The sequence below is a fragment of the Citrobacter sp. Cf072 genome, from assembly GCF_030334485.1.
GTDB classification, from domain to species: Bacteria; Pseudomonadota; Gammaproteobacteria; order Enterobacterales; family Enterobacteriaceae; genus Citrobacter; species Citrobacter freundii.
On record NZ_JAOWDX010000033.1, the window covers coordinates 20,852 to 27,130 of the forward strand.

Annotated in this window: 9 protein-coding genes; 6 read left to right on the plus strand and 3 right to left on the minus strand. The window is 50.3% G+C overall.

From position 1 onward, the window contains the following. Positions 1-46 precede the first annotated feature (46 nt). Both fmt and def read right to left on the minus strand, forming a co-directional pair. On the minus strand, positions 47-994 hold the full coding sequence (gene fmt, locus OGX66_RS02815) for a methionyl-tRNA formyltransferase (protein ID WP_003031157.1): 948 nt from the start codon (positions 992-994) through the stop codon (positions 47-49). A 14-nt stretch (positions 995-1,008) separates the two neighbouring features. After that, positions 1,009-1,518: a peptide deformylase gene (gene def / locus OGX66_RS02820; protein WP_003031159.1), complete on the minus strand. Its 510-nt coding sequence runs from the start codon at positions 1,516-1,518 to the stop codon at positions 1,009-1,011. A gap of 129 nt (positions 1,519-1,647) precedes the next feature. Between def and dprA the strand changes: the two genes are divergently transcribed. The 6 genes from dprA to OGX66_RS02850 are packed head-to-tail and all read left to right on the plus strand — an operon-like array spanning position 1,648 to position 5,440. Then, a complete protein-coding gene (gene dprA, locus OGX66_RS02825) occupies positions 1,648-2,772 on the plus strand; it encodes a DNA-protecting protein DprA (RefSeq protein ID WP_121540497.1) in 1,125 nt (374 codons plus the stop codon). Next, positions 2,744-3,217 (plus strand): DUF494 family protein Smg, encoded by a 474-nt coding sequence (gene smg, locus OGX66_RS02830; RefSeq protein ID WP_003031162.1) that lies wholly within the window; start codon positions 2,744-2,746, stop codon positions 3,215-3,217. The genes dprA and smg overlap by 29 nt, the downstream gene beginning before the upstream one ends. Positions 3,218-3,243: 26 nt before the next feature. After that, the gene (locus OGX66_RS02835) at positions 3,244-3,786 is read left to right on the plus strand and encodes a DNA topoisomerase family protein (RefSeq protein WP_003842156.1); all 543 of its coding nucleotides are present in this window, start codon (positions 3,244-3,246) and stop codon (positions 3,784-3,786) included. Between the two features lie 4 nt (positions 3,787-3,790). After that, a complete protein-coding gene (gene tsaC / locus OGX66_RS02840) occupies positions 3,791-4,363 on the plus strand; it encodes an L-threonylcarbamoyladenylate synthase type 1 TsaC (protein ID WP_270939485.1) in 573 nt (190 codons plus the stop codon). Position 4,364: 1 nt separating this feature from the next. Continuing rightward, positions 4,365-5,186, plus strand: coding sequence for a shikimate dehydrogenase (aroE, locus tag OGX66_RS02845; RefSeq protein ID WP_270939484.1), 822 nt, complete (start codon positions 4,365-4,367; stop codon positions 5,184-5,186). Continuing rightward, positions 5,183-5,440 (plus strand): DUF1488 family protein, encoded by a 258-nt coding sequence (locus OGX66_RS02850; protein WP_003031169.1) that lies wholly within the window; start codon positions 5,183-5,185, stop codon positions 5,438-5,440. The genes aroE and OGX66_RS02850 overlap by 4 nt, the downstream gene beginning before the upstream one ends. Here OGX66_RS02850 and OGX66_RS02855 read toward each other — a convergent pair. Continuing rightward, on the minus strand, positions 5,416-5,970 hold the full coding sequence (locus OGX66_RS02855; protein ID WP_003031171.1) for a gamma carbonic anhydrase family protein: 555 nt from the start codon (positions 5,968-5,970) through the stop codon (positions 5,416-5,418). The genes OGX66_RS02850 and OGX66_RS02855 overlap by 25 nt on opposite strands. Between the last annotated feature and the right edge of the window lie 309 nt (positions 5,971-6,279).

Below are 6,279 nucleotides of genomic sequence, written 5' to 3' on the forward strand. Positions count from 1 at the left end.
CAAAAATAAAAATGCCCGGAAACACCGGGCTTAAAGAGATGAACCGTCAGACCAGACGGTTACCGGGTACAAACCATTCCCGGCGTGAATTAAGCAGATCCTGCGCGCTCATGGCTTTTTTACCGGCAGGCTGCAAAGAGACGAGATTCAGGATGCCGTCGCCCGTTGCGACCTGAATACCCTGCTTTGTTGCCTCCAGAATGGTGCCTGGCGCAGCCTGGGTGTTTTCCGCAATAACCGAAGCTTGCCAGACTTTCACTGGTTGACCGTCGATTTCAAGCCAGCTCATTGGCCATGGGTTAAAGGCGCGGATGCAGCGTTCCAATTGAACAGCCGAAAGCGACCAGTCGATACGGGCCTCTTCTTTGCTGAGTTTTTCTGCATGCGTAACCAGTGATTCATCTTGTACCACCGGGTTTATTGTGCCGGCAGCCAGCTGTTTTAGCGTTTCAATCAGCCCCTGCGGCCCCAAATCTGCCAGCTTATCGTATAACGAACCGCTGGTATCTTCTGCCGTAATCGGGCAAGACAGCTTAAGCAGCATATCTCCGGTGTCGAGGCCAACATCCATCTGCATGATGGTTACACCTGTTTCGGTGTCACCTGCCCACAGTGAGCGCTGGATCGGTGCTGCACCACGCCAGCGTGGAAGCAGGGAGCCGTGAACGTTGATACAACCCAGACGCGGCATTTCCAGTACGGTTTTTGGCAGAATCAGGCCATATGCCACCACCACCATCACGTCTGCGCGTAAATCAGCAACCAGCTGCTGGTTTTCCTGAGGGCGAAGAGAGACAGGTTGGAAAACCGGTATCCCTTTTTCTTCCGCCAGCACTTTGACCGGGCTGGGCATCAGCTTTTTACCGCGTCCCGCCGGGCGGTCCGGTTGGGTAAACACGCCAACGACGTTGTGTCCAGAAGACAACAGCGCGTCGAGATGACGCGCTGCAAAGTCAGGTGTACCCGCAAAAATAATACGTAGTGAGTCTGACACGTTGATTCTTGTCCTTAAGCTCGGGCGTTCAGGCGGTCGAGTTTTTCAACTTTCTGACGAATGCGTTGTTGCTTCAACGGAGACAGATAATCGATAAACAGTTTACCGACCAGGTGATCCATTTCATGTTGAATGCAGATAGCCAGCAGGCCATCGGCTTCCAGCTCAAAAGATTTGCCGTTGCGATCGAGCGCACGAATTTTTACTTTCTCTGCGCGTGGTACTAACGCACGCTGTTCAGGAATCGACAGGCAGCCTTCTTCAATACCGGTTTCGCCGTCTTTTTCCAGCAGCTCTGGGTTAATGAGAACCAACTGCTCGTCGCGGTTTTCAGAGACATCAATAACGATGATGCGCTGATGAATATCGACCTGTGTTGCTGCCAGACCGATACCTTCTTCGGCATACATCGTCTCGAACATATCATCAACGATGCGCTGAATTTCTGCATTCACTTCTTCGACCGGTTTTGCGACTTTGCGAAGGCGCTCGTCCGGAATATGTAACACTTGCAAAACTGACATAGTTATCCAGAGTTGTGTTCAGGAGTTGAAAAGATTATTACCTCTATTCTAGACAAAACCCCCTCTGATTGACAGCATCAGTGACCAATCGCAAAGATTGCCTGGACTGCTTGTGGCAGGGGGACAAGGATGACCCAAATCGAAATTTGGCTACGTTTAGCGCAAGTGAATGAACTGTATGGTGATGAGATGGTGCGCATTGCCCACTGGCTCAATACTCAACCGTTGATTAGCAACGCGGTACTCCTGCAGGCAGGATTCTCTCCCCGCCAGGCCACACGGTTTTTAACCTTTTCACAGCAGACGCTGGAAAAAACGTTGCGCTGGCTTGAACATCCGAACCACCATTTTGTGGTTGCAGACAGTGAGCATTATCCGCGACAGCTCCGTGCGATTGAGGATTATCCTGGGGTGCTTTTTGTCGCAGGAAATCCCGCATGTCTTCGCTCGTTCCAGGTGGCCGTTGTCGGCAGCAGACAGCACTCCTGGTATGGCGAACGCTGGGGGCGATTGTTTTGTGAAAAGCTTGCAGCATGTGGTGTGACGATCACCAGCGGTCTGGCCCGGGGAATTGATGGCGTGGCACACAGTGCTGCGATAAACCGACAAGGCACAAGTATTGCGGTGCTGGGAAATGGACTTGAGACCATTCACCCACGACAGCATATCCGTCTTGCTCAGCGACTGATTGAGGCAGGTGGTGCACTGGTGTCTGAGTTCCCATTAGATACGCTCCCTTTGCCACGCAATTTTCCCCGACGAAATCGCATTATCAGTGGTCTAAGTAAAGGTGTACTGGTCGTCGAAGCTGCACAGCGTAGCGGGTCACTGGTTACTGCTCGCTGTGCACTGGAACAAGGGCGGGAGGTGTTTGCTTTACCAGGGCCGATTGGGAGCCCGGGAAGTGAAGGCCCGCATTGGCTAATTCAGCAGGGAGCCATGCTTGTGACGACACCAGAGGAAATTCTTGAAAATTTGCAATATGGGCTGCAATGGTTGCCAGATGAACCTGAAAAATCAATTTATTCGCCAGATCACGAAGAGGTGGCATTGCCATTTCCGGAGCTCCTGGCTAACGTAGGAGATGAGGTAACACCTGTTGACGTCGTCGCTGAACGTGCCGGCCAACCTGTGCCAGAGGTAGTGGCTCAACTGCTCGAACTGGAGTTAGCAGGGTGGATCGCAGCTGTACCCGGCGGCTATGTCCGATTGAGGAGGGCATGCCATGTTCGACGTACTAATGTATTTGTTTGAGACATATATCCATAACGAAGCTGAGCTGCGTGTGGATCAGGACAAACTGGAACGGGATCTTACCGACGCTGGTTTTGATCGTGAAGACATTTACAACGCGTTACTTTGGCTGGAAAAGCTTGCTGACTATCAGGATGGCCTTGCTGAACCTATGCAACTGGCATCTGACCCTCTTTCTATACGTATTTATACTGCGGAAGAGTGCGATCGACTGGATGCAAGCTGTAGAGGATTCCTGCTATTCCTGGAGCAGATTCAGGTGCTAAACCTCGAAACGCGAGAAATGGTCATTGAGCGTGTACTCGCGCTGGATACGGCAGAGTTCGATCTGGAAGACCTGAAGTGGGTAATCCTGATGGTGCTATTCAACATTCCAGGTTGTGAAAATGCCTATCAGCAAATGGAAGAATTACTCTTTGAAGTGAATGAAGGTATGCTGCATTAATCAATCTTCATTTAGTATGAGTTGTTATGGCTAAATCAGCACTGTTCACGGTGCGTAAAAATGAGCCCTGCCCACAATGCGGGGCTGAATTGGTTATTCGTTCCGGGAAACACGGTCCGTTTCTCGGTTGTTCACACTATCCAGAATGCGATTACATCCGTCCGCTGAAATCTTCCGCGGACGGACATATTGTCAAAGTTCTGGAGGGTAAGCTTTGTCCTGCATGTGGCGCTGAGCTGGTGCTGAGACAGGGACGATTCGGTATGTTCATTGGATGCAGTGACTATCCTGCGTGCGATCACACCGAGCTCATCGACAAGCCTGATGAAACAGCAATAGTCTGTCCTCAATGCCAGACTGGTCATCTTGTCCAGCGGCGTTCCCGTTATGGCAAAACCTTCTACTCCTGCGATCGCTATCCGGAGTGCCAGTTTGTCATTAACTTCAAACCGTTATCCGGAGAATGTCCTGAGTGTCATTATCCGCTTCTCATCGAAAAGAAAACCGCACAGGGTGTGAAGCATTTCTGTGCCAGTAAACAATGTGGAAAGCCGATTTCGGCGGAATAAAAAAGTGAATAATAACCTGCCCACAGACGCTATCGCTGCGGCGATAGCGGTTCTGAAACAAGAAAAAGTCATCGCCTATCCAACTGAAGCTGTTTTCGGTGTCGGTTGCGATCCCGACAGCGAAACGGCTGTTACCCGTCTGTTAGAGTTAAAACAACGCCCAGTCGATAAAGGTTTAATTTTGATTGCGGCAAGCTTTGACCAGCTAAAACCCTATATCGACGATAGCATGCTCACCGAGGCCCAACGTGAGGCTGTGTTCGCCCGCTGGCCAGGGCCTGTAACTTTCGTTTTCCCGGCGCCCGCGACTACGCCTCGTTGGTTGACCGGTCGTTTTGACTCGCTGGCCGTGCGTGTCACCGATCATCCGCTGGTGGTTGCATTGTGCCAGACTTATGGCAAAGCATTGGTCTCTACCAGTGCTAATCTGAGTGGCTTACCGCCTTGCAGAACGGTTGAGGAAGTCCGTGCGCAGTTTGGTACAGACTTTCCTGTGGTTGAGGGGGAGACCGGAGGCCGCTTGAATCCTTCGGAGATCCGTGATGCTCTGACGGGTGAACAGTTTCGACAGGGGTAATATGAAAGAAGCCTATGCTGTTTTTGGTAATCCGATAGCGCACAGTAAATCGCCCTTTATTCATCAGCAATTTGCAGAGCAGTTGAAGATTGATCATTCCTATGGGCGTGTACTGGCGCCCATCAATGATTTTGTGAATACGCTGAACGCTTTTTTTGCTGAGGGCGGGAAGGGGGCAAATGTCACTGTGCCTTTTAAAGAAGAGGCGTTTGCACGTGCTGATGAACTAACGGAGCGGGCATCGCTTGCTGGAGCGGTCAACACCTTTAAACGGCTGGAGGATGGGCGTTTACTGGGAGACAACACGGATGGTATCGGCTTATTAAGCGATCTTGAGCGTTTATCTTTCATTCATCCCGGATCGCGAGTTCTGCTGATTGGTGCGGGTGGTGCATCCCGTGGAGTTTTATTACCTCTTCTTTCTATGGATTGTGCGGTGACTATTGTTAACCGTACCGCTTCGCGCGCTGAAGAACTGGCACAAATCTTCTCCCACACCGGCAGCGTGCAGGCGGTGGGAATGGACGATCTTGATAATTGCAGTTTTGATTTGATCATCAATGCCACATCCAGCGGAATGAGCGGTGAGATACCAGCTATTCCAGCATCTCTTATCCACCCTTCGGTTTATTGTTATGACATGTTTTATCAGAAAGGGAACACACCGTTTCTTTCCTGGTGTGTTTCGCATGGGGCGAAACATTATGCCGATGGCCTGGGGATGCTGGTGGGGCAGGCTGCGCATGCAGTTTTACTTTGGCATGGCGTTTTGCCACAGGTGGAGCCTGTCATAAAAAGCATGCAACAGGAATTGTCGGCATGAATCAGGCGATCCAGTTTCCCGATCGGGAAGAATGGCGCACGGATGTTAACGCCGTTGTGTTTCCGGCGATGGTTCATGGTATGCAGTTAACATGTGCCATATCTGGAGAGATTATGGCGTCCCGCTTTGGCGGCGACACGCCTGAGCAGTGGTTGGAAATATTTCAACAGCATCGCTGGGATCTGGAAGAAGAAGCTGAAGCATTGATCCAGGCCCAGCAGGAAGATGCTCAAGGTTGGGTGTGGTTACTCTGACTTAAATACTCGTCTTTCCACTTAACATAGTTGTTAGCTGAATATTGTAAGCCTGCTTTCTCTTCATCGCTTAATGGACGGATTTGCTTAACCGGGCTTCCCAGGTACAGATATCCGCTTTCCAGGCGTTTGTTTTGTGGAACCAGGCTACCAGCCCCAATCATAACGTCGTCTTCTACGACTACGCCATCCAGCAGAATCGATCCCATGCCGACTAATACACGGTTGCCAATGATACAGCCGTGTAGCATGACTTTATGACCAACCGTAACGTCCTCACCCACGATCAGTGGATTACCCTGCGGATTAGACGTGGATTTATGCGTGACATGGAGAACGCTGCCGTCCTGGATGTTTGTACGGGCACCAATCTGTACATAGTTAACGTCGCCACGAATGGCAACCAGTGGCCAAATTCCGACATCATCAGCTAAACGAGCATCACCAATGACGACACTACTGGTGTCGATCATCACGCGATTTCCGATCTGTGGGAAAAGATCCTTATAAGGACGCAATACATCAGACATGTTTACCTCAACGAAAATAGAGCAGTAATGAAGACTTTGGTTGGATTATTGAGACTGTGCAAGTGGTTTAGCTATCAAAAATCAGTCAAATTGCGCAGGAATGTAGCGAAAGGAGTGAAAAACAAGCATTCAGAAAAAAAGATCCAAAAAATACTTGTGCTAAAAAATGGGATCCCTATAATGCGCCTCCATCGACACGGCGGATGTGAATCACTTCACGCAAACAGCTGGTTCGGTTGAAGAGAAAAACCTGAAAATGAGGGTTGACTCTGAAAGAGGAAAGCGTAATATACGCCACCTCGCGACAGA

Bases quoted from the DNA above. Each gene is read 5' to 3' on its own strand.
- def (WP_003031159.1), bottom strand. From the start codon at position 1,518: ATGTCAGTTTTGCAAGTGTTACATATTCCGGACGAGCGCCTTCGCAAA.
- dprA (WP_121540497.1), top strand. From the start codon at position 1,648: ATGACCCAAATCGAAATTTGGCTACGTTTAGCGCAAGTGAATGAACTG.
- smg (WP_003031162.1), top strand. From the start codon at position 2,744: ATGTTCGACGTACTAATGTATTTGTTTGAGACATATATCCATAACGAA.
- OGX66_RS02835 (WP_003842156.1), top strand. From the start codon at position 3,244: ATGGCTAAATCAGCACTGTTCACGGTGCGTAAAAATGAGCCCTGCCCA.
- aroE (WP_270939484.1), top strand. From the start codon at position 4,365: ATGAAAGAAGCCTATGCTGTTTTTGGTAATCCGATAGCGCACAGTAAA.
- OGX66_RS02850 (WP_003031169.1), top strand. From the start codon at position 5,183: ATGAATCAGGCGATCCAGTTTCCCGATCGGGAAGAATGGCGCACGGAT.
- OGX66_RS02855 (WP_003031171.1), bottom strand. From the start codon at position 5,970: ATGTCTGATGTATTGCGTCCTTATAAGGATCTTTTCCCACAGATCGGA.